Source organism: Bradyrhizobium sp. i1.15.2 (assembly GCF_040548425.1).
Taxonomy (GTDB): domain Bacteria; phylum Pseudomonadota; class Alphaproteobacteria; order Rhizobiales; family Xanthobacteraceae; genus Bradyrhizobium; species Bradyrhizobium canariense.
On the sequence record NZ_JBEPRQ010000001.1, the window covers coordinates 886,538 to 907,623 of the forward strand.

A 21,086-nucleotide genomic window follows, 5' to 3' on the forward strand; every position below is an offset into this window, starting at 1 on the left:
CCTATTGACTACGCTACCGCCAGTTTCTGCAAGTCCACGAGACGCGCGACGCCCTTGCGCGCAAGCGCCATCAACGCCAGGAACTCGGCTTCCGTGAACGGCTCGCGTTCCGCGGTGCCCTGGACTTCGATGATGCGGCCATCGCCCGTCATGACGAAATTGGCGTCGGTATCGGCTTCGGAGTCCTCGGCATAGTCGAGGTCGAGCACGGGCGTGCCCTTGTAGATGCCGCAGGAGATCGCGGCGACGTTGTCGCGCAACACATTGGCCTTGACCATGTTGCGCGCCTTCATCCAGCTGACGCAATCGGCGAGCGCGACCCAGGCACCGGTGATCGAGGCCGTGCGGGTGCCGCCGTCGGCCTGGAGGACGTCGCAATCGACCGTGATCTGGCGCTCACCGAGTGCTTCGAGATTGATGATGGTGCGAAGCGAGCGGCCGATCAGGCGCTGAATTTCGACGGTGCGGCCGCTCTGCTTTCCAGCGGAGGCCTCGCGGCGGGTGCGTTCCGAGGTCGCGCGCGGCAGCATGCCGTATTCGGCGGTGACCCAGCCGCGGCCCTGGCCCTTGAGCCATGGCGGCAGGCGGTCTTCCAGCGTGGCGGTGACCAGCACATGGGTGTCGCCGAATTTCACCAGGCACGAGCCTTCCGCATATTTGACCACGCCGCGCTCCAGCGTCACGGGGCGCAATTCGTCGGGCGCACGGCGGCTTGGCCGCATGGGAAATCCTCCAAAACTCTCGGAAAAGGGCTGTTGGCGGTGCTTGTAGGTTGGGTGAGGGTGGGCGGCAAGGGGGAAGATCGAGGCCTTATTCACCCCCGATTTTCAATCCGCGAACGCCACGCTTGTCAGACGCGCCCGGGATAGACAAATTACCTGTATCTTAGAGGAGTTACGGTCTGTGGCCCATCACGATCCGATCCATCTGATCGCGCCGCGCGCGGGCCTCGCCCAGCTCAACGAGCGTTCCCGCGACATCTTTCGTCAAATCGTCGAAAGCTACCTCGCGACCGGCGAGCCGGTGGGCTCACGCAATATTTCGCGCCTGATCGCCATGCCGCTGTCGCCCGCGTCGGTCCGCAACGTCATGGCCGACCTGGAACAGCTCGGCTTGATCTACGCCCCGCACACCTCCGCCGGCCGGTTGCCGACGGAACTCGGCCTGCGGTTCTTCGTCGATGCCCTGATGCAGGTCGGCGATCTCAATGACAGCGAACGGCAGGCGATTCAGAGCCAGTTGACCTCCGTCGGCCACGCGCAATCGGTGGAGGCTGCGCTCGAAGAGGCATTGACGCGGCTCTCCGGCCTGACCCGCGCAGCCGCCGTCGTGCTGACGCCGAAATCCAATGCGCGGCTGAAACATATCGAATTCGTCCGCTTGGAACCGGAAAAGGCATTGGTGATCCTGGTCGGCGAGGACGGGCAGGTCGAAAACCGCGTGTTGACGCTGCCACCGGGGGTTCCATCCTCGGCGTTGACCGAAGCCGGGAACTTCCTCAATGCCCGTATCCGGGGCCGGACCCTGGCCGAGGCCCGGCTGGAGCTCGAAACCGCGCTCGGAGAGGCGCGCACCGAGCTCGATCAGCTGACGCACAAGGTGATCTCGGCCGGCATCGCCAGCTGGTCCGGCGGCGAGAACGAGGACCGCCAGCTCATCGTCCGCGGCCACGCCAATCTGCTCGAGGATTTGCATGCGCTGGAGGATCTCGAGCGCGTTCGCCTGCTGTTCGACGATCTCGAGACCAAGCGCGGCGTGATCGACCTGCTCGGCCGGGCCGAGACTGCGGAAGGCGTGCGGATCTTCATCGGCAGTGAGAACAAGCTGTTCTCGCTGTCGGGCTCGTCCACCATCATCTCGCCCTATCGGGACGCTGCCGGCCATATCGTCGGCGTTTTGGGCGTAATCGGGCCGACGCGGCTGAATTATGCCCGTGTGATCCCGACCGTGGACTATGCTGCCCGCATCGTCAGCCGGCTCCTGGGGGGCTGACCGGCGTCTCTCCCGATCACGGGCGCTTGATTTTCGGCGCCCGAAGCACGATATGCGGGCCAGAAACCCCCTGAGACGAATGCGAAAAGAGAGCCGATGACCGATCGAGACCGGCAACCCGAAGACACGAGTGCTGCGGCCGGCGAGCCCGTGGTGTCAAAACCCTACATCATGCCCGACGATCCCGAGCCCGGCTCGGTCGAGCTCCTGCAGAAGGAAGTCGCCGAGGCGCGCGACCGCATGCTGCGGACGCTGGCCGAGATGGAGAATCTGCGCAAGCGCACCGCCAAGGAGGTCGCTGACTCCAAGCTCTACGGCGTCACGGGCTTTGCCCGCGACGTGCTCGACATCGCCGACAACCTCCAGCGCGCGCTCGATGCCGTTCCGGCCGAAGCCCGTGCGGCGGCCGATGCAGGCCTCGCCTCGCTGATCGAGGGCGTCGAACTGACCGAGCGCTCGCTACTGAGCGCGCTGGAAAAACACGGCGTGAAGAAGTTCGATCCCTTGGGCCAGAAGTTCGACCCGAACTTCCAGCAGGCGATGTTCGAGGTGCCCGATGCGTCGGTACCCGCGGGCACCGTCGTGCAGGTCATGCAGGCCGGCTACACCATCGGCGAGCGCGTGCTGCGTCCCGCCTTGGTCGGTGTCGCCAAGGGCGGCGCCAAGGCCGCGCCCGCCAACAGCAACGAGCCGAACGGCGCTGCGAACTGATCGATCCTCATGGTGAGGAGGCGCGTCAGCGCCGTCTCGAACCATGCAGGCCGAGCTGCTGCAGCGGGGGCCTTCATCCTTCGAGACGCGCGCCAAGAAGCGCGCTCCTCAGGATGAGGGTCTGGCAGTTCGGTTGCGTCTCTTACGCGCTCGCGGCGATATCTGCGGACTGAATCCGCTTCACGCCGGCCTTGGCCATGTCGGCCCAGGCTTTTGCGAGCGAACCCTGATTGTCGATGCCGCGGCAGGCGTCTTCCACCACATAGACCTCGAAGCCCGCCTTGCGCGCGTCGAGCGCGGTCCAGGCCACGCAGAAATCCGTCGCCAGCCCCACGACGAAGACGCGCTTGATCTTTCGCGCCTTCAGATAACCGGCGAGACCCGTCGAGGTTTTGCCGTCGGCTTCGAGGAAGGCCGAATAGCTGTCGACGTCCTTGTGAAAACCCTTGCGGATGATGAGCTCGGCGTGCGGGATCGCAAGGTCTTTCGACAGCGCGGCGCCGTCGGTGCCCTGCACGCAATGGTCGGGCCACAGCACCTGCTTGCCGTAGGGAAGATCGACGGTCTCGAACGGCTTCTTGCCGGCGTGGACTGACGCAAAGGAAACATGGCCTTGCGTGTGCCAGTCCTGCGTCATCACCACGTTCGAAAACGCTTTCGAGATCTTGTTGATGACGGGCACCACCTGCTCGCCTTCCTTCACGGCAAGGCTGCCGCCGGGAAGGAAGCAATTCTGCACGTCGATCACGAGCAGCGCGGATGCATCGTCCGGCTTGATCGATGCCGCTGCCAGAATCGCGGTTGGCGCGAGCGCCACGAGCGCGCTCGTCCCGAGCGCCGCCAAGACTTGTCGCCGATCCAGCATCATTCGCCTCCCTCCAGGATGAACTCAACGGAAGGGGAGCCTAGTTCCGTTCGTATACGAACAGAAGCCCGAAAATGCAGCCGGCTTTGGTGAGTCGTTGGGCTTGAGCCGCGGGTTCGGTGCACCTCGCCCGCTTGCGGGGAGGTCGCTGCGCTCGGAGAGCGCGGCGGGTGAGGGTTCTATCCTCTGGGGGAGTGTCCCTGTGCGGCGACACCCTCTCCCCAGCCCTCCCCCGCAAGCGGGGGAGGAGCGCATCTCATGCGCAGATGCTGCTAGCCCTTTGGCTGGATGCCGTCGCGGACCGCGCGGAAGCGGGTGAAGGCAGTCGGCCATTGCTCGCGCGGGGCGCTGGCGATGATGCGCAGCGAGGCGCCGCCGCTGCTGAAGCGGATCCACTGCACCACGGTCACCGGCGTCTTGTCCTTGCCGCTGACGCCGTCGATCCGGGTCTCGAACCCCTGCTGGCCGCTGATGCGGATCGGCTCGGACATGGTGACGCGCGATTCGCGCACGCCGGGAATCTGGAGCGCCGCCTCCTGGGCAAAGCGGGCACGGTCGTCGGCGGCTTGCGGGGTGGCGCCAATCACGCCGAGGATGATGAACGGCTTCGATTCATAGCCGGAGCTCTCGTCGCCGTCGGCCAGGATGATGCTCGAGCCCGGCGCCAGCATGCGGACGTCCTTGAAGTCGGCGAGATCGGTGATCTTGAACGGCATCAGCGCGATCTGCTCGTCGGCCGAGACCTGCTTGCGGGTGACGACGCTCGCAAACATCTGCCGCACCGCCTCGTCGGTGTAGATCTTGACCGCATTCTCGGGAATCTGCACCGCGACATAGCCGGAGAAGCCGGCGCCCGGCACGATCATCGAATAGCGCCGCACCGGGGTCTCGCCGGCCTTGCCGCTCTCGGTGGTGAAATAGGCAAGTCCCGCGGGCGTCTCGATCTTGTCCTGCTTGACGCCGTTGGCTCCGGCCGGATTGGAGTTGAAGGCGCTCACGACCTCGCCATAGGCCGCCGGCGGCAGCTCTGTGATCAGCACCTTGACGCTGCCGTCCTCGCTCTCGAAGCCGGGAAAAGTCTTGGCCGTGTTAAGGCCGACCAATGGCACCATGCCGAGGCGCAAGCCAGGTGGGAAAACGGCGTCGGCAGCCAGAGCCGGAAGCGCAGAGGCGACGAGGAGGACGAGCGCGGCGAGGGGGCGGATCAGCTTCATGGGCACTCTGATTGGTTCACATTGAGGCCGTTCGATGGTGGCCAGCCGGCCGTTTTGTCGCGCGAGGCGGCCTGATGACGAGCCCGGCCGGCTGCCCGCCTTTTAGCGGTTTTGGTCTGGCCGCAACAGGGCGGGGCGGGATGCTGTGACGGATGCGGGCCGATCGCGGGACCTGTTAATATTTCCTCACCCGCAAGGGCGGTGCAGCCCGGATATGTTCTTCCAAAACCCAATGTTTTCACGGCCGAAACTTGCGTTCGGTCCTTGCAGGCACCTCCCCCCCTCCTATATGACCCCCAACCATCGCAATATCGCGAATGTTTGATCTTAGGGGGTTTCGGTTCGGGTGCCTTCTGGGCCCAGCCAGCCTGCCGCAAAAACAAGGATATAGGACCATGGGAAAGGTCATCGGGATCGACCTCGGTACCACGAATTCGTGCGTCGCCGTAATGGATGGCAAGAACGCCAAAGTCATCGAGAATTCCGAAGGCATGCGCACGACGCCTTCGATCGTCGCCGTGACGGACGACGGTGAGCGCCTCGTCGGCCAGCCGGCCAAGCGCCAGGCGGTCACCAATCCCGAGCGCACGTTCTTCGCAGTGAAGCGCCTGATCGGCCGCCGCTACGACGACCCGATGGTCGAGAAGGACAAGAAGCTCGTTCCGTACAAGATCGTGAAGGCTTCCAACGGCGACGCCTGGGTCGAGGCCGACGGTCAGACCTACTCGCCCTCGCAGGTCTCGGCGTTCATCTTGCAGAAGATGAAGGAGACCGCGGAAGCCCATCTGGGCCAGAAGGTCGACCAGGCCGTCATCACCGTGCCCGCCTACTTCAACGACGCCCAGCGCCAGGCGACCAAGGACGCCGGCAAGATCGCGGGCCTTGAAGTGCTGCGCATCATCAACGAGCCGACCGCGGCCGCGCTCGCCTACGGCCTCGACAAGACCAAGGCCGGCACGATCGCCGTGTACGATCTCGGCGGCGGCACGTTCGATATCTCGATTCTCGAAATCGGCGACGGCGTGTTCGAGGTGAAGTCGACCAACGGCGACACCTTCCTCGGCGGCGAAGACTTCGACATGCGCCTCGTCGGCTATCTCGCCGACGAATTCCAGAAGGAGCAGGGCATCAACCTGCGCAACGACAAGCTCGCGTTGCAGCGCCTGAAGGAAGCCGCTGAAAAGGCCAAGATCGAGCTGTCGTCGACGACGCAGACCGAGATCAACCTGCCCTTCATCACCGCGGACCAGACCGGCCCGAAGCATCTGACGATGAAGCTCACCCGCGCCAAGTTCGAGGCGCTGGTCGATGACCTCGTCCAGAAGACCGTCGAGCCCTGCCGCAAGGCGTTGAAGGATGCCGGCCTCACCGCCGCCGAGATCGGCGAAGTGGTGCTGGTCGGCGGCATGTCCCGCATGCCGAAGGTCCAGGAAGTCGTGAAGCAACTGTTCGGCAAGGAGCCGCACAAGGGCGTCAACCCGGACGAAGTCGTGGCGATCGGCGCCGCGATCCAGGCCGGCGTGCTTCAGGGCGACGTCAAGGACGTGCTGCTGCTCGACGTGACCCCGCTGTCGCTGGGCATCGAGACGCTGGGCGGCGTGTTCACCCGCATCATCGACCGCAACACCACGATCCCGACCAAGAAGAGCCAGGTGTTCTCGACCGCCGAGGACAGCCAGAACGCGGTCACCATCCGCGTCTTCCAGGGCGAGCGTGAAATGGCGGCCGACAACAAGATGCTCGGCCAGTTCGACCTGATGGGCATTCCGCCGGCCCCGCGCGGCATGCCGCAGATCGAGGTGACCTTCGACATCGACGCCAACGGCATCGTCAACGTCTCGGCCAAGGACAAGGCCACGTCCAAGGAGCAGCAGATCCGCATCCAGGCCTCTGGCGGTCTGTCGGAAGCCGACATCGAGAAGATGGTCAAGGACGCCGAGGCCAATGCTGAGGCGGACAAGAAGCGCCGCGAGGCCGTGACTGCCAAGAACGACGCGGACGGACTTGTGCATTCGACCGAGAAGGCACTGGCCGAGCACGGTTCGAAGGTCGCCGAGACTGAGCGCCGCGCCATCGAGGATGCCGTCAGCGACCTCAAGGAAGCGCTGAAGGGCGACGATGCCGAAGCGATCAAGGCCAAGACCCAAACGCTGGCCCAGGCATCGATGAAGCTCGGCGAGGCCATGTACAAGCAGCAGGCCGAGGCCGACGCCAAGAAGGACGCGGCCAAGGACGACGTCGTCGACGCGGAATTCACCGAAGTCGACGACGACAAGACCAACAAGAAGTCCGCCTGAACCCCGCGAGGGTGATGATGCGGACGGCTTGGACCCCACACGCGCCAACGGCCTCCTCCCTCGCGGGGGAGGCCATCGTGTCGGGCTCGACGGACCAAGGCTTTAAATTTGGGCCCGTTACGATCGATCAATTCCCAGCCGTTATTCTGAACACTGCCATGCAATCCTCTGTCGCGAGGCGGAAGGCTGCCTATATCGTTGCATGGCGACGTTGCTTCGCTCCGACTTGAATCGCGATCGGATAGACTGAGCTCATCATGTCCACGTCCACCAAGCGCTGCTACTACGAAACCCTCGAAGTCGAACGCGATGCCGACGATTCCGTCCTGAAATCGTCGTTCCGCAAGCTGGCGATGAAGTTTCACCCCGACCGTAATCCCGGGGACAACACCAGCGAAGTCAAGTTCAAGGAAATCAACGAGGCCTACGAGGTCCTGAAAGACAAGGACAAGCGCGCCGCCTATGACCGTTACGGCCATGCCGCCTTCGAGCAGGGCGGCGGTGGCGGCGCCGGTTTCGGCGCGGGCTTCGCCTCCTCCTTTTCCGACATTTTCGAAGATTTGTTCGGCATGGCCGGACAGCGCGGCGGCCGTGGCGGCCGCGAGCGCGGCGCCGACCTGCGCTACAACATGGAAATCACGCTCGAGGAAGCTTTTGGCGGCAAGACCGCGCAGATCGAGATTCCGGTCTCGGTCACTTGCGAAGCCTGTTCGGGCATCGGGGCCAAGGCCGGCACCAAGCCGAAGACCTGCTCGACCTGCGGCGGCGCCGGACGCGTACGGCAGTCGCAAGGCTTCTTCACGCTGGAGCGGACCTGTCCGGGCTGCCAGGGCCGCGGCCAGATGATCGAGGACGCCTGCCCGTCCTGCTCGGGTCAGGGGCGCGTCACCCGCGAGCGGAATCTGTCGGTCAACATTCCCCCTGGAGTCGAGGACGGCACCAGGATCAGGCTCGCCGGCGAGGGCGAGGCCGGGGTCCGCGGCGGCCCGCCCGGCGACCTCTACATCTTCCTGTCGCTGGCCCAGCACCAGTTCTTCCAGCGCGACGGCGCCGATCTGCATTGTCGTGTGCCGATCTCGATGGTGACGGCGGCGCTTGGTGGCGAGTTCGAGGTGCCGACCATCGAGAAGGGCAAGACCAAGGTGAAGGTCCCAGCCGGGACCCAGTCCAGCCGCCGATTCCGCATCGCATCAAAAGGCATGCCGGTGCTGCGCTCGCGCCAAATGGGCGACATGTACGTTCAGGTCGTGGTCGAGACCCCGCAGAACCTCACCAAAAAGCAGCAGGAATTGCTGGCCGAGTTCGACAAGCTCTCCTCCGGCAACACCCAGCCGGAATCCGAGGGTTTCTTCACCAAGGTCAAGGATTTCTTCGGTAATCGGGCGAGTTGACGCGTCTTGACCGTGCCGCCTTCGGCCTATACGTCTTTATGACCATTTTCTGACACGCCGCGGTCACGCGGTCCCGGCCGGTCCCGACATGCCATTGCCATCGTCCGCGCGTGCGTTGAAGAAGCCCCGTCTCGATGACGAGGTGCGTTTTCTCCGGTCATGGATCGAAAAGCCCCTCCACATGGGTGCGGTGATGCCGTCGGGCAAGCTGCTGGCCCGGACCATGGCCCATTACGTCGACGTCAATTCGGACGCACCGGTGGTTGAGCTCGGCCCCGGCACCGGCGCCATCACCTCGGCCCTGGTCGAGCGCGGCGTCGACCAGAAGCGTCTCGTCCTCGTCGAATACAATCCGGGCTTCTGCGCCCTGCTGCGCGACCGCTATCCGCAGGCCAAGGTGGTGCAGGGCGATGCCTATCGCCTGCGCGACACGCTGTGGAACGTGCTGAGCGCGCCGGCCTCCGCGGTCGTCTCGGGCCTGCCGCTGGTCACAAAACCGATGCTGACGCGGCTGCGGCTGATCCGCGACGCCTTCACGGCCCTGGCGCCCGGTGCGCCCTTCGTCCAGTTCACCTACGCGGTGGTGCCGCCGATTCCGAAATCGCTGCCCGGCGTGTCCACAGAGGCCTCCGAACGGATCTGGATGAACCTTCCGCCGGCCCGCGTCTGGGTGTATCGCAAGGACTAATTCCGCCGGCATTGCTGTTTGCGTGGCGGGCTCGTTTCGCCGAACGCATGGAAGCGGATGTCCGCACCGAAAATTCTGATCATTCCCGGCTCCCTGCGCACCGGCTCGCACAATGCGAAGCTGGCAGCGGTCGCCGCCTATGCATTCGACCAGGCCGGCGTCGACGTCACCCGCGTCTCGCTCGCCGATTTTCCGCTGCCGATTTATGACGGCGACCTGCAGGCCAAGTCCGGTGTGCCCAAACACGCAATCAATCTCAAGCGCATGATCGGCGCGCATCATGGCGTGCTGATCGTCTCGCCCGAATACAATGCCTCGGTGCCGCCGCTGCTGAAGAACGCGATCGACTGGGTCAGTCGCGTGCATGAGCTGCACGAGCCGCGTGGCGAGGTGTTCCGCAACCGCGTCTTCGCGCTCGCCGGCGCCTCGCAGAGCCGGCTCGGCGCGGCTCGCGCGCTGCAGGCGCTGCGGCTGATCCTGACCTCCTGCCACGCCAATGTGATTGCCAGCCAGCTCACGCTCGCCTTTGCCGACCAGGCCTATGACGATATGGACAGGCTGAAGCACGAGGGTGATCTCGCCGCGTTGAAGGACCTGGTGCGGCAGTTGATCGACATTTCCCAACGCATGATGTGAGGTGACATGACGCCAGCCGAGATCGCCCCGAAAGACCGCCTGATCGTCGCGCTCGATCTGCCCGGCGTTGACGCCGCGGAAGCGATGGTCAACCGGCTCGGCGACAGCGTCACCTTCTACAAGATCGGCTATCGGCTGGCTTATGCCGGCGGCTTGCCGCTGGTCGGCAAGCTCGCCGACAAGGGCAAGAAGGTCTTTCTCGATCTCAAGCTGCACGACATCGGCAACACCGTGGCGCAGGGCGTCGACAGCATCACCAGGCTCGGCGCGACCTTCCTCACCGTGCACGCTTATCCGCAGACCATGAAAGGTGCCGTCGAAGGTCGCGGCAGCTCGAACCTGAAGATCCTCGCCGTCACTGTTTTGACCTCCTACAACGAGGACGATCTGCACGCGGCAGGCTTCCGGCTCGGCGTCTCCGAGCTCGTCGAAGCGCGCGCCCAGCAGGCGCAGGTGCTCGGCATCGACGGGCTGGTGTCGTCGCCCGAGGAAGTCGGAGCCTTGCGCAAGATCGTCGGCCACCAGATGAGCCTCGTCACCCCCGGCATCCGGCCGGCGGGCGCGGCGAGCGGCGATCAGAAACGCATCATGACGCCGGGCCGCGCGATTGCGGCCGGCGCGGACTATCTCGTCGTCGGGCGGCCGGTGGTGGAAGCCACGGACCCCAAGGCGATCGCGGAGGCGATCCAGAGCGAGATCGCCGAGGCACTCGGAGCATGATCCGGACCCGAAGGGCCGCGTTAGCGCAAAGTGTGCAGCGGTTTTCCGATCAGATCATGCTCAAATAGAAGCCCAACAACACAGGGAGAAGAACAATGGCAAAAGGCTACTGGATCGGACGTGTCGACGTGAGCAGCGACGAGGGCTACAAGCCCTATGCCGTCGCCAATGGTCCGATCTTCAAGAAATGGGGTGGCCGCTTCGTCGTCCGCGCCGGCAAGTTCACCACAGTCGAAGGCAGTAGCCGCACCCGCAACGTCGTGATCGAATTCCCTGACTACGAGACCGCGATCGCCTGCTACAACTCGCCGGAATACCAGGCCAACATCAAGGTGCGCCAGCCGCACTCCGTCGCCGACCTCATCATCATCGAGGGCTATGACGGCCCGCAGCCGTCGGACGGCTGAGGCTGGGTCTGCGCGCGCGCCTCGTCCTTCGAGACGACCGCTCCGCGGTCTCCTCAGGATGAGGCTAAGCAGTATCGGCGCCCGTCGAATTTGTTGCCACGGATTCCGACCTCATCCTGAGGGCCCGCCGTAGGCGGGCGTCTCGAAGGATGGCCGCAAGCGACCGCGCTCCAGGGGAGGGTGGAAGCCCGCCTGCCCCCAATCCCCCTTGGTTGCCGGAACTGCATCCCCCCGCTACAACGACCGCGAGAGGATTGCACCATGTCCGACATGCGCTTGATCGTTGCTGGAGCCGGCGGCCGGATGGGCCGAGCGCTGACGCGGGCGATTGCCGAGACCAAAGGCGCGGTGCTGGCCGGTGCGCTGGAGGCGCCGGGATCGGAGCTGCTCGGCAAGGATGCCGGCGTGCTCGCAGGCCTGCCGGCCAATGGCGTCAAACTGTCCGGCGATCTCTGGGCATTGTCGAAGGACGCCGACGGCATTCTGGACTTCACCGTGCCCGCGGCGACGCTGGCCAATGTCGCGATCGCCGCCGAACGCGGCCTCGTGCACGTGGTCGGAACGACCGGCCTATCGGGCTCCGACAACGCCGTGATCAAGAGCGTCACCAACCGCGCCGTCGTGGTGCAGTCCGGCAATATGAGCCTGGGTGTCAATCTGCTCGCCGCCGTGGTCAAGCGCGTCGCCAAGGCGCTCGACGAGAGCTTCGACATCGAGATCGTCGAAACCCATCACCGCATGAAGATCGATGCGCCCTCGGGCACGGCGCTGATGCTGGGCCAGGCGGCGGCGACCGGCCGCGGCATCGCGCTCGACGAGCATGCAGATCGCGGCCGCGACGGCATCACCGGCGCGCGCAAGCCCGGCGATATCGGCTTTGCGTCGTTGCGCGGCGGCACCGCGGCCGGCGATCACAGCGTGAGCTTCCTCGGCCCGTTCGAACGCCTGACGCTGTCGCATCACGCGGAGGATCGCATGCTGTTCGCCCACGGCGCGCTGAAGGCCGCGCTCTGGGCGCACGGCAAGAAGCCGGGGCACTATTCCATGGCCGACGTGCTCGGCCTGTCTGACATTTGAACTAAACGGAAAGCAATCAATGAGCGAACGTCTTCTCGTGCTGGTGCGGCACGGTCAGAGCGAATGGAATCTGAAGAACCTGTTCACGGGCTGGAAGGACCCTGATCTCACCGAGCTCGGCGTGAAGGAAGCCTCGGAAGCCGGCCGCAAGCTGAAGGCGCAGGGCCTCGTGTTCGACGTCGCCTACACCTCGGTGTTGACGCGCGCACAGCACACGCTCGATCTCATTCTCGGCGAGCTCGACCAGAAGGGCCTGCCGACGACGAAGAACCTCGCGCTGAACGAGCGCGACTATGGCGATCTCTCGGGGCTCAACAAGGACGACGCCCGCAAGAAATGGGGCGAGGACCAGGTGCTGATCTGGCGCCGCTCCTACGACGTGCCACCGCCCGGCGGTGAAAGCCTGAAGGACACGCTCGCGCGCGCATTGCCCTATTACGTGCAGGAGATCCTGCCCGGCGTGCTCAACGGGAAGCGCACATTGGTCGCCGCCCACGGCAATTCGCTGCGCGCGCTGATCATGGTGCTGGAAAAGCTCTCGCCCGAAGGCATTTTGAAGCGCGAGCTCGCCACCGGCGTGCCGATCATCTACCGCCTCAATGCGGATTCGACGGTGGCCTCGAAGCTGGATCTGGCGGGCTGAAGATGAGGGGCGGCTAGGCCGCGCTAAGCACGCAGAATTGTAGGGTGGGCAAAGCGTAGCGTGCCCACCATGCAGCAGCGATTGCGGAACGATGGTGGGCACGGCGCGCGAAGTGCGCGCCTTTGCCCACCCTACGAAACTTTGCCGATGACAGTCTTACTGCATCCCCAGCTGCCCGGCCTCCCAGCCCAGCATCGCCTGCTTGCGGGTGATGCCCCAGTGGTAGCCGGTGAGCGTACCGCTCTTGCCGAGAGCGCGGTGGCAGGGCACGACAAAGGACACGGGGTTCTTGCCGACGGCGGCGCCGACGGCGCGTGAGGCTTTCGGGCTGTTGATGTTGCAGGCGATGTCCGAATAGGACACCGCGCGGCCCATCGGGATCTTCAGCAACGTCTCCCACACCCGGACCTCGAAATCGGTGCCGATCATCACCACGCGCAGCGGCTGGTCCGGCCGCCAGAGCTTTGTGTCGAAGATGCGCTGCGCCAGCGGTGCGGTGCCTTCGTGATCCTCGACGTAAGTTGCGTTCCGCCATCGCCGCGTCATATCGGCAAGCGCCACCTGTTCCTCACCGGGATCGGCGAAAGCAAGTCCCGACAATCCGCGATCGGTCGCGATCACGATCGCAGTGCCGAACGGCGAGTGATGAAAGCCATAGCGCAAGATCAGCCCCGCGCCGCCGTTCTTCCATTCGCCCGGCGACATCGCTTCGTGCGTGACGAAGAGATCGTGCAAGCGCCCCGGACCCGACAGGCCCGAGTCGAGCGCCGCATCGAGGATGCTCGCGGAATCCCTGAGCAAGCCCTTGGCGTGATCGAGCGTGAGCGCCTGCATAAACGCCTTCGGCGTGATCGAGGCCCAGCGGCGGAACAAATGGTGCAGTTCGTCCGGGGTGACGCCGGCCGCATCCGCCATCGCCTCGATGGTCGGCTGCGCGCGCCAGTTTTCCGAAATGAAGGCGATCGCCCGGCGCACGGAATCATAGTCGCGCATCGCGGCGTTCTGGGAGCCCGGCCCGGCCAGGCGCTGGTCATGTATCGCGAGTGTCATCATGACGACAAATGTAGGAGAGGGCAGGGTGCGAAACCACCCGATTTCCGATCCGCAAATCAGGTCACCGGATTGTAGGTCGGACCGCGCCTGGCGGCATTTAATGCCTCAACCAAACCCTTGTAAAAACTTGCTTTTTCATCCGGTCCGAGGAAGCGGGCGATCTGGATCTGGTGACCTCGCGAGATCAGATAGAGGTGCTCGATGCCAAAATCCTCGTCGATTTCCATGTCCAGCCGGACCCAGAGCGGATTGAATGTCCATTCGACGATTTGGCCGTGCTGGCTGACGCGCCGCACGCGTAATTCAGAGGGCGTGACCACGATCTCCTCGCTGGCCCGCGCCGCGCGGAAATTGGCCTTGAAGGCCCACCAGATCACCAGCACATCGAGGCCGAAGAAGCCGAACACCGGCCACGCGCCCATCATCAGGAAGACGAGGCCGGTGACGAAGCTGACGGCGCTCAGGAACAGCATCACCGCGAGGAAGCCGGTGCGGTTCAGCGAGCGGTGCGGCGTCAGGCGCGCGGAAAAGATCTGAGGCTCAGCCTCGCTTCCCGATCGTTCGCGCGCAATTTCATTGCCTGTGCTCATCGTCCCTCAGTATATCCCGATCATGGCGAAAATCACCCGCAAGCCGGCCCCGCGCAAAACGTCCGTGCCGAAGAAAAAGGCGAAGGCGGCCGCCGCGAAGCCCAAGGCCCCCGGCAAGAAATCCCTCAAGGCCATGAGGCCTTGGACGCCGCCAGAAGTCCGCGAGGCCTTCAGCCGTTTCCGCAAAGCCAACCCGGAGCCCAAAGGCGAGCTTGAGCACGTCAATCCGTTCACGCTGCTGGTCGCCGTGGTGCTGTCGGCGCAGGCGACCGATGCCGGCGTCAACAAGGCGACGCGCGCGCTGTTTGCGATCGCCGACACGCCGCAGAAGATGCTCGACCTCGGCGAGGAACGCCTGCGCGAGTACATCAAGACCATCGGGCTCTATCGCACCAAGGCCAGGAACGTCATTGCGCTGTCGGCGAAGCTGCTCAGCGAGTTCGGCGGCGAGGTGCCGCGCACGCGCGCCGGGATCGAGTCACTGCCCGGCGCCGGGCGCAAGACCGCCAATGTCGTGCTCAACATGGCCTTCGGCGAGCACACCATGGCAGTCGACACGCATGTCTTCCGCGTCGGCAACCGGACCGGACTTGCGCCCGGCAAGACGCCGCTGGAGGTCGAGCTCGGTCTCGAAAAGGTGATCCCGGCCGAGTTCATGCTGCATGCCCATCATTGGCTGATCCTGCATGGCCGCTATACTTGCCTCGCGCGCAAGCCGCGCTGCGAGGTTTGCCTGATCAACGATCTCTGCCGGTGGCCGGAAAAGACGGTCTGAAAATAGCGTTCGGGAAAGTGGTTTTTGGAGTCTAGCGTGAGTCAGCAGGAACAAATCTCGCCGTCACCACCTGCTGCCACACCGGCGCCGCCACCGAAGCCAACGCAGCGACCAGCGAGTTCACTGTGGAGCCGGCTCGCGATTCCGCTGTTCGCGGTGATCGTCGCGCTCGGCTTCGTCGCGCTGGCCACGCAGCGCTTCGACGAATGGGTCGGCAATTCGGCGGTCCAGACCACCAACGACGCCTATGTGCGCGCCGAGCTGACGCGGCTTGCCAGTCGCGTCTCCGGCGAAGTGCTGACCGTCGGGGTCACCGATTTCCAGCGCGTCAAGGCCGGCGATCTCATGATCCAGATCGATCCTGCCGACTATGAGGCGCAAGTCGCGCAGTCCGAAGCGGCGGTCGCCGCCGCGCAAGCCGTGCTCGACAATCTGGCCAATCAGATCGAGCTGCAATATGCGACGATTGCACAGGCGCAGGCCGCGCGGCTCTCGGCCGAAGCCGTGGAGGTCGAGGCGCGGCAGGAGCAGGAGCGCCAGCAGTCGCTGTCGCAGACCGAATCCGGCACGCGGCAGCGGTTCGAGCAGGCGGTCGCAGGCTATGCCAAGGCGCAGGCCGACGTGCGCGCGAGCCGCGCCGTGATCGCGGCCCAGCAGCACCAGCTCGAGGTGCTGCAAGGCACCAGGAAGCAGCGCGCCGCCGATCTCGAAGCGACCAAGGCAACACTGGCGAGTGCGAAGCTCAAGCTCGGCTACACCAAGATATCGGCACCGTTCGACGGCGTCGTCGGCGAGCGGCAGGTCCAGCCTGGCGACTACGTCAACATCGGCACCAATCTCATCAACGTTGTGCCGTTGCCGAAGGTCTACGTGATCGCGAACTACAAGGAGACCCAGCTGACCCACGTCGCACCGGGCCAGCCAGTCGAGATCACTGTCGACAGTTTCCCGCGCGAGAAGCTGCGCGGCCGGGTCGAGCGCATTGCGCCCGCGACCGGCGCGCAGGTCGCGCTGCTGCCGCCGGACAACGCAACCGGTAACTTCACCAAAGTCGTGCAGCGCATTCCCGTGCGCATCCAGTTCGACGACAACCAGCCACTGCTGGCGCGGCTGGTGCCGGGCATGTCGGTCGTCACCAGCATCGACACCAAGGCCGGCAATGGCGGAAAATGACGATTCCAGTCGCGGACCGCTCTCGCGCGGCGGCGTCGCGCCACAGCCGCTGTTTGCGGTGACGGCGGTGCTGCTCGGCTCGTTCCTCGCCAATTTCGACAGCCGCCTGACCACAATAGGCCTGCCGGACCTGCGCGGCGCGTTCTCGCTCTCGTTCGACGAGGGCGCCTGGCTCTCCACAGCAGGCATCGGCTCGCAGATCTTCATCGCACCCGCGGTGGCCTGGCTTGCCACCGTATTCGGCCTGCGACGTGTGCTCGGTATCCCGAGCCTCGTCTATGCCGCGGTCTCGCTGATCATCCCGTTCGTGCACGACTATCCGACATTGCTCGCGCTCAGCGTCGTGCATGGCCTCCTGCTCGGCACCTTCGTGCCGGCGACGTTGATGATCGTGTTCCGCAATTTGCCGATCCGCTGGTGGCTCCCAGCGATCTCGATCTATTCGATCCGCGTCGGCTTCGCGCTTGATACCTCGAGCTCGCTGGTCGGCTTCTATGTCGACCATCTCGGCTGGCAATGGCTGTACTGGCAGAGCGTCGTGATCGCGCCGCTGATGGGCCTGATGGTTTATTGGGGCACGCCGAACGAGCCGGTGAATCGCGCTTTGCTGCGTGAGGCCGATTGGGGCGGCATGCTGCTGCTCGGCGCCGGCGTCTCGATGATCTATGCCGGGCTCGACCAAGGCAATCGGCTGGACTGGCTGGGGTCGGGAACGGTGATGGCGTTGATCATTGCCGGCGCGGTGCTGGTCGCGGGTTTTCTCGTCAACGAATCCCTGGTGCGGCAGCCTTGGGCGCATGTGAACGTCCTGTTCTCGCGCAATATCGGCCTGGGGCTGGTCCTGATCCTGCTCTACACGCTGACCAGCCTGTCCAACGCGTCGCTGGTGCCGAATTTCCTCGCCAACATCGCCCTGCTCAGGCCGGAGCAGAGTGGCTTGCTGCTGCTCACCTACGGCGCGTTGCCGATGTTCGTGCTGGTGCCGCTCTCGATCTGGCTGCTGCGGCATTTCGATACGCGGACAGTGGTGGTCGTGGGATTTGCCTGTTTCGCCGCCGCCAATCTCTGGGGCACGCAGCTCAGTCATGATTGGGCGCGTGAGGATTTCGCCGGCATCGTGCTGCTCCAGGCGATCGGGCAGTCGTTGACCTTGCTGCCGCTGATCATCACGCTGCTGTCCAATTCCGATCCGAGCCGCGCGACCTCGTTTGCCGCCTATATCCAGATCATGCGGCTCGGCGGTGCCGAGATCGGCGTGGCGTTGATGGGGACGTGGCTGCGCGTCCGCGAGCAGATCCATTCCTTCTATCTCGGCCAGAATCTCGGCGTCGGCGACGTCGATGTGGTCCGCATGCTGAAACAGCTCGCCGACCATTTTGCGGCCCATGGTGCCGGCTCGGCACAGGCACGCGCGGTCGGTACGCTCGCGGGCTTCGTCCAGCGCGAGGCCAATGTGCTCGCCTATATCGACGGCTTCTGGCTGTGCTTCTGGGTGGCGATGGCCGCGCTCGGCGTCGTCGCGCTTGTTACCCGTGCCCCGCCCGGCCCGTTCACGCCGGCGCCGTTCGGCTTCGCCAGGATGCTGTTGCGCAGATGCGGAGTGAAGGTCGCCTGAATGCGACGATGGTTGGTTCGCCCGATCGCGCGACGGGGTTGGTCACCTCTCCCGCAAGCGGGAGAGGGAGCGTCCCCTCACCGCATCTGTCGCGCCGGCTCGATCAGCTCGGGCCGCGGGCCTGAGAGCCGCTTATGCATGTGGACCATGAAGGCCATGGCGAAGATCGGCGTCGCCAGATTGACGATCGGGATCGAGACGAAGGCTGCGATGAACAGGCCCGCGGTGAAGATGGTCGCGGCATTGTCGCGCCGCATCGCCTTGGCTTCCTCCGGCGAGCGAAACCGCATCGCCGCGAGCTCGAAATATTCGCGGCCGAGCAGCCAGGCCGTGGCGAGGAAGAAGACCAGGAAACCGGCGCCGGCGAACAGCACCAGCGGCAACGCGATCAGGTAGACCAGGATCGTCAGCAGCGCGGTCTTGACGCCCTCGTAGATCGCCTGGCTGAACGGCAGCGCGACGCCCGGCCGCTCCGCCGGATAGTGCTCGCGCTCGACGATGTCGGCGACGTCGTCGACGAACAGGCTCGCCACCAGCGAGGTGATGGCGGGCATCAGGAACACAGCCCCGAACACGACGCCGAAGCCCGCGGCGATCGAAATGATCCAGGACAACACCTCGAGCGATGAGTGCCAGCCCGGACCGAGCAGGCCTTCCAGCCAGGCCTCGCCATAGGTCGCAAACCAGCTCAGGAGCCGCTGCAAGCCGATCGCCAGCACGATGATCAGCACCAGTGCGACGCCGATCGACCGCCACAGGATCGAGCGCATCGGCGGCGAGATCATTTGCGACAGCGCCTTGACGGCGGCATCCAGCATGGGAGTACCTCTCACGAAATCACCCGCGAGAGGTAGACACCCCGGGCCACTTCGGCAAGGGAGATCGGCGGCACCGCTTATGGCCGGATTGACCGCCCGCATCAACGAAGCCACGATGAATTCGGCAAGACCGTTGCTTCACCAACCCGCTTGACAACAAGCGGAACCAGCCGGGCAAAGGAACAGGCGCATATGGCGACGGAAGAATCGGTGGCCGGATTGCCGCTTGCAGGCGTGCGCGTCATCGAGATGACCCACATGGTCATGGGCCCGACCTGCGGCATGATCCTGGCGCAGCTCGGAGCCGACGTGATCAAGGTCGAGCCGCCCGCGGGCGACAAGACCCGGAGCCTGGGAGGCATGGGCACCGCTTTCTTCCCGTTGTTCAACCGCGGCAAGCGCAGCGTGGTGCTGGATTTCGAGAAGCCTGAGGATCTCGACACCATGCACCGGCTGCTGGCGACGGCCGACGTGTTCCTGGAGAATTTTCGCGACGGCCAGCTCGCGAAGCAGGGGCTTGGCGCCGACGAACTGCGCCGCCGGCATCCGGAGCTGATCATCGCCGGCCACAAGGGTTTCCTCTCCGGTCCCTACGAGCACCGCCCCGCGCTCGACGAGGTCGTGCAGATGATGGCGGGGCTTGCCGCCATGACCGGCACCAGCGAAAAGCCCCAGCGTGTCGGCTCGTCCGCCAACGACATCATGGGCGGCATGTTCGGTGTGATCGCGATCCTCGCTGCGCTCTATCAGAAGCGCGGGGGACAACGCGACGGCGCCGACATCCGCATCGGCCTGTTCGAGAACTGCCTGTTTCTGGTTGCCCAGCACATGGTCGAATACGAGATGACCGGCAACAAGCCGCGCTCGATGCCGGAGCGCGAGCATGCGTGGCCGATCTACGACATCTTCGAGACCGCCGGCGGCGAGCGCATCTTCATCGGCGTCGTCACCGAAGGCCATTGGCAGAGCTTTTGCCGCGAGTTCGGCCTGACTGAATTCCTCGATGATCCCGCCTTGCGCACCACGACCGATCGCATTCTGGCGCGTGGGCGGATCATTCCGCGCGCGGCCGGGATCATCAGGCAGTGGGACGTGGCAAGACTGTCGCAGAGGCTCGATGCGCTCAACATCTGCTTTTCTGCGATCAACCGGCCCGAGGATCTCTTCACCGATCCGCATGTGCTGCGGCCGGGCGGCCTCGTCAACAATGTCACCGCCGACGGCAAGCCGTTCCGGGTGCCGGCGCTGCCGATCGAGTGGAACGGCAGCCATATAGGCGAAGGCCTGAGGGTCGCGCCGCTCGGGGGCGACACCGCGACCGTTCGCGCCGAGATCAACACCGAAAATGAAGACGCCACGTCAAAAACAACAGGGAGGCGCGCATGAGCCGGATTCAGGAGATTTACCCCGCAGAACGCGTCAGCCTGCGCGAAGTCGGCCTGCGCGACGGGCTCCAGCTCGTGAAGAAAATTCCGTCGACCGAAGCCAAGCAACGCTGGGTGCGCGAGGAATATGCCGCCGGTGTGCGGCATTTCGAGGTCGGCTCGTTCCTGCCGGCGAAGACGTTTCCGCAATTTATCGATGTTCGTGATGTCGTCGCGACCGTCGCTTCATTGTCCGGCGCGCATGGCATCGCGCTTGCGCTCAACGAACGCGGCGTGAACGAGGCGCTGGAATCCGGCGTCGGCGAAATCGCCTCCGTGGTCTCGGCAACGGAAGAGCACAGCCAGGCCAATGCGCACCGCTCGCGCGAGTCCGCGATCGCCAATCTGAAACGCCTGTGCGAGATGCGCGATGGCACCAGCCACAAGCCGCTGGTCAACGCGGCGATCTCGATGGCGCTGGGCTGCTCGATCACCGGGGCGGTCGACCCTGCAGAAGTGCTGCGGCTGGTCGACAAATGCCTGGAGGCCGGTGTCGATTTCGTCGGCATCGCCGACACCGTCGGCTATGCCGGGCCGAAGCAGGTGGCGGAGCTGACGCGCGCCGCGGTGAAGCTCGCGGGGTCAAAGCCGATCTGCATCCATCTCCACGACACCCGCGGCATGGGCATCGCGAACGCGGCCGCGGCGCTCGACGAAGGCGCGCGTATCCTCGACGGCTCGCTCGGCGGCCTCGGCGGCTGCCCCTTCGCTCCCGGCGCGACCGGCAATGTCGTGTTCGAGGATCTCGTGTTCCTGTGCGAGAGCAAGGGCTTTGCGACCGGCATCGATTTGGAGAAATTGATCGCGGTGCGCAGGATCCTGCGCGAGGAAATGCCGAATGAGCAGCTCTACGGCGGCCTCGCCCGGGCGGGATTGCCGGGTGGGAGCGCGGCGAAGGCGGCTTAAATCCGCAGGGTGGAACGCTCTTCCCTTCTCCCCTTGTGGGAGAAGGTGGCGCGAAGCGCCGGATGAGGGGTGGCTCTCCGCGAGCTCGAAG

At 64.9% G+C, this 21,086-nt stretch carries 21 protein-coding genes; 15 read left to right on the forward strand and 6 right to left on the reverse strand.

What is annotated here, in order from left to right:
- Positions 1-8 precede the first annotated feature (8 nt).
- Positions 9-722, reverse strand: coding sequence for a ribonuclease PH (gene rph / locus ABIB80_RS04140; RefSeq protein WP_007598482.1), 714 nt, complete (start codon positions 720-722; stop codon positions 9-11).
- A gap of 181 nt (positions 723-903) precedes the next feature.
- Here rph and hrcA point away from each other — a divergent pair, with 181 nt between their 5' ends.
- Positions 904-1,992: a heat-inducible transcriptional repressor HrcA gene (hrcA, locus tag ABIB80_RS04145; protein WP_007598483.1), complete on the forward strand. Its 1,089-nt coding sequence runs from the start codon at positions 904-906 to the stop codon at positions 1,990-1,992.
- A 96-nt stretch (positions 1,993-2,088) separates the two neighbouring features.
- Positions 2,089-2,703 carry a nucleotide exchange factor GrpE gene (grpE, locus tag ABIB80_RS04150; protein ID WP_007598484.1) on the forward strand — a complete coding sequence of 205 codons (615 nt, stop codon included), beginning with the start codon at positions 2,089-2,091 and terminating at the stop codon, positions 2,701-2,703.
- Between the two features lie 142 nt (positions 2,704-2,845).
- On the opposite strand, the gene pncA is transcribed toward grpE, so the two are convergent.
- Together pncA and ABIB80_RS04160 are read right to left on the reverse strand one after the other, a co-directional pair.
- Complete coding sequence (pncA, locus tag ABIB80_RS04155; RefSeq protein ID WP_088941363.1) at positions 2,846-3,568, reverse strand: bifunctional nicotinamidase/pyrazinamidase; 723 nt, start codon at positions 3,566-3,568, stop codon at positions 2,846-2,848.
- Positions 3,569-3,840: 272 nt separating this feature from the next.
- Positions 3,841-4,782, reverse strand: a complete 942-nt coding sequence (locus ABIB80_RS04160; protein WP_007598488.1) for a hypothetical protein — start codon at positions 4,780-4,782, stop codon at positions 3,841-3,843.
- Between the two features lie 395 nt (positions 4,783-5,177).
- Here ABIB80_RS04160 and dnaK point away from each other — a divergent pair, with 395 nt between their 5' ends.
- The 8 genes from dnaK to ABIB80_RS04200 all read left to right on the forward strand — a co-directional run bounded on the left by dnaK (position 5,178) and on the right by ABIB80_RS04200 (position 12,641).
- Positions 5,178-7,079 carry a molecular chaperone DnaK gene (dnaK, locus tag ABIB80_RS04165; RefSeq protein ID WP_007598490.1) on the forward strand — a complete coding sequence of 634 codons (1,902 nt, stop codon included), beginning with the start codon at positions 5,178-5,180 and terminating at the stop codon, positions 7,077-7,079.
- A 257-nt stretch (positions 7,080-7,336) separates the two neighbouring features.
- A complete protein-coding gene (gene dnaJ / locus ABIB80_RS04170) occupies positions 7,337-8,470 on the forward strand; it encodes a molecular chaperone DnaJ (RefSeq protein ID WP_007598494.1) in 1,134 nt (377 codons plus the stop codon).
- An 88-nt stretch (positions 8,471-8,558) separates the two neighbouring features.
- Positions 8,559-9,158, forward strand: coding sequence for a class I SAM-dependent methyltransferase (locus ABIB80_RS04175; protein WP_007598495.1), 600 nt, complete (start codon positions 8,559-8,561; stop codon positions 9,156-9,158).
- A 57-nt stretch (positions 9,159-9,215) separates the two neighbouring features.
- On the forward strand, positions 9,216-9,794 hold the full coding sequence (locus ABIB80_RS04180) for an NADPH-dependent FMN reductase (RefSeq protein WP_007598496.1): 579 nt from the start codon (positions 9,216-9,218) through the stop codon (positions 9,792-9,794).
- A 6-nt stretch (positions 9,795-9,800) separates the two neighbouring features.
- A complete protein-coding gene (pyrF, locus tag ABIB80_RS04185) occupies positions 9,801-10,514 on the forward strand; it encodes an orotidine-5'-phosphate decarboxylase (RefSeq protein WP_007598498.1) in 714 nt (237 codons plus the stop codon).
- A gap of 95 nt (positions 10,515-10,609) precedes the next feature.
- A complete protein-coding gene (locus ABIB80_RS04190; RefSeq protein ID WP_007598500.1) occupies positions 10,610-10,921 on the forward strand; it encodes a DUF1330 domain-containing protein in 312 nt (103 codons plus the stop codon).
- 261 nt (positions 10,922-11,182) lie between these two features.
- Complete coding sequence (gene dapB, locus ABIB80_RS04195; RefSeq protein WP_007598502.1) at positions 11,183-11,998, forward strand: 4-hydroxy-tetrahydrodipicolinate reductase; 816 nt, start codon at positions 11,183-11,185, stop codon at positions 11,996-11,998.
- A gap of 19 nt (positions 11,999-12,017) precedes the next feature.
- Positions 12,018-12,641 (forward strand): 2,3-bisphosphoglycerate-dependent phosphoglycerate mutase, encoded by a 624-nt coding sequence (locus ABIB80_RS04200; RefSeq protein WP_007598504.1) that lies wholly within the window; start codon positions 12,018-12,020, stop codon positions 12,639-12,641.
- A gap of 156 nt (positions 12,642-12,797) precedes the next feature.
- On the opposite strand, the gene ABIB80_RS04205 is transcribed toward ABIB80_RS04200, so the two are convergent.
- Both ABIB80_RS04205 and ABIB80_RS04210 read right to left on the reverse strand, forming a co-directional pair.
- Positions 12,798-13,694, reverse strand: coding sequence for a methylated-DNA--[protein]-cysteine S-methyltransferase (locus ABIB80_RS04205; RefSeq protein ID WP_007598507.1), 897 nt, complete (start codon positions 13,692-13,694; stop codon positions 12,798-12,800).
- 56 nt (positions 13,695-13,750) lie between these two features.
- Complete coding sequence (locus tag ABIB80_RS04210) at positions 13,751-14,284, reverse strand: DUF2244 domain-containing protein (RefSeq protein ID WP_007598508.1); 534 nt, start codon at positions 14,282-14,284, stop codon at positions 13,751-13,753.
- A 22-nt stretch (positions 14,285-14,306) separates the two neighbouring features.
- Between ABIB80_RS04210 and nth the strand changes: the two genes are divergently transcribed.
- Genes nth through ABIB80_RS04225 form a run of 3 tightly spaced genes read left to right on the forward strand, consistent with a single transcriptional unit; the run spans position 14,307 to position 17,847 of the window.
- Complete coding sequence (gene nth / locus ABIB80_RS04215; RefSeq protein WP_007598509.1) at positions 14,307-15,059, forward strand: endonuclease III; 753 nt, start codon at positions 14,307-14,309, stop codon at positions 15,057-15,059.
- 36 nt (positions 15,060-15,095) lie between these two features.
- On the forward strand, positions 15,096-16,232 hold the full coding sequence (locus tag ABIB80_RS04220) for an HlyD family secretion protein (RefSeq protein ID WP_007598510.1): 1,137 nt from the start codon (positions 15,096-15,098) through the stop codon (positions 16,230-16,232).
- Positions 16,219-17,847, forward strand: a complete 1,629-nt coding sequence (locus tag ABIB80_RS04225; protein ID WP_007598512.1) for an MFS transporter — start codon at positions 16,219-16,221, stop codon at positions 17,845-17,847. The genes ABIB80_RS04220 and ABIB80_RS04225 overlap by 14 nt, the downstream gene beginning before the upstream one ends.
- Positions 17,848-17,924: 77 nt before the next feature.
- On the opposite strand, the gene ABIB80_RS04230 is transcribed toward ABIB80_RS04225, so the two are convergent.
- Positions 17,925-18,665: a sulfate transporter family protein gene (locus ABIB80_RS04230; RefSeq protein ID WP_007598514.1), complete on the reverse strand. Its 741-nt coding sequence runs from the start codon at positions 18,663-18,665 to the stop codon at positions 17,925-17,927.
- Positions 18,666-18,857: 192 nt separating this feature from the next.
- Here ABIB80_RS04230 and ABIB80_RS04235 point away from each other — a divergent pair, with 192 nt between their 5' ends.
- Both ABIB80_RS04235 and ABIB80_RS04240 read left to right on the forward strand, forming a co-directional pair.
- Complete coding sequence (locus ABIB80_RS04235) at positions 18,858-20,051, forward strand: CoA transferase (RefSeq protein WP_007598515.1); 1,194 nt, start codon at positions 18,858-18,860, stop codon at positions 20,049-20,051.
- On the forward strand, positions 20,048-20,995 hold the full coding sequence (locus ABIB80_RS04240; protein WP_007598517.1) for a hydroxymethylglutaryl-CoA lyase: 948 nt from the start codon (positions 20,048-20,050) through the stop codon (positions 20,993-20,995). Before ABIB80_RS04235 ends, ABIB80_RS04240 begins: the two co-directional genes overlap by 4 nt.
- Positions 20,996-21,086: the final 91 nt, after the last annotated feature.